The sequence below is a fragment of the Psychrobacter sp. UBA2514 genome, assembly GCF_002341255.1.
Taxonomy (GTDB): domain Bacteria; phylum Pseudomonadota; class Gammaproteobacteria; order Pseudomonadales; family Moraxellaceae; genus Psychrobacter; species Psychrobacter pacificensis.
The window spans coordinates 8,053-8,864 of the sequence record NZ_DDNS01000040.1 but is presented as its reverse complement, the minus strand read 5'-3'; the positions used below and the strand labels follow the sequence as shown (position 1 = coordinate 8,864).

Genomic DNA, 812 nt, shown 5'->3' with positions numbered 1-812 from the left:
ATGGATGAAGATAAGCTATTATTGGGCGGATCAGATTGGGCGAGTAGCAACGATATTGATCTGCACCTGAATCAAACGGTCAGCGAAGTATTGCCCAATGAGGCGACCATTGTCATAAAAAATGAAAACGGCGACAGCACGCGGCAGACAGCGGACTTCTTAGTGGTGGCAACAGGGGCGTCGCCGATCACTCCGCCTATCAAAGGAGCAGAGACAGATGGCGTCTATACCTTGCGTAGCATGGCAGATGCCAAATTGATCAAAGCGGCCAGTCATGACCAGCGCGTAGTGATTATCGGTACAGGTTTTATCGGTATGGAGACCGCTTCGGCATTGGCGCAAGCAGGCACGACTGCTTCTATTACCGTGATTGGACAAGGCAGCCGTGTAATGAGCAATATCGTCTCAGAAACGGTGAGTAACGCCTTAATTAAGCTACATGAAGAAAAGGGCATTAACTTTGTGTTCGATGCAACCGTCAATGAAATCACTAAGATTGAGCGTCAAGTGGACAAGGATGGAGATAGCAATAATCAGGCTTTCTCAAATGTAGGCGGTGTGACGTTGGCGAATGGCGAGCATATTGATGCTGATATTGTGGTCTTGGGCACAGGTGTGTCACCACGTACAGAGATATTGCATGAGATCAATGATCCAGATGGTGTACAAGTTGACGCTCATCTACAACTGCGCGATGGTATCTATGCGCTCGGTGATATTGCCAAACCTACCAACCAAATGGGTCGTATGCGTATCGAACATTGGCGCGTGGCGTTGCAGCATGGCATGGTCACGGCAGCCGCAATACTAAA

At 48.8% G+C, this 812-nt stretch carries 1 protein-coding gene; it reads left to right on the top strand.

Going from position 1 to position 812, the window contains the following annotated elements; genetic code table 11:
- Window positions 1-812 (top strand): NAD(P)/FAD-dependent oxidoreductase (locus B3V51_RS10625; RefSeq protein ID WP_286708394.1); only part of this gene is annotated, 812 nt, incomplete at both ends.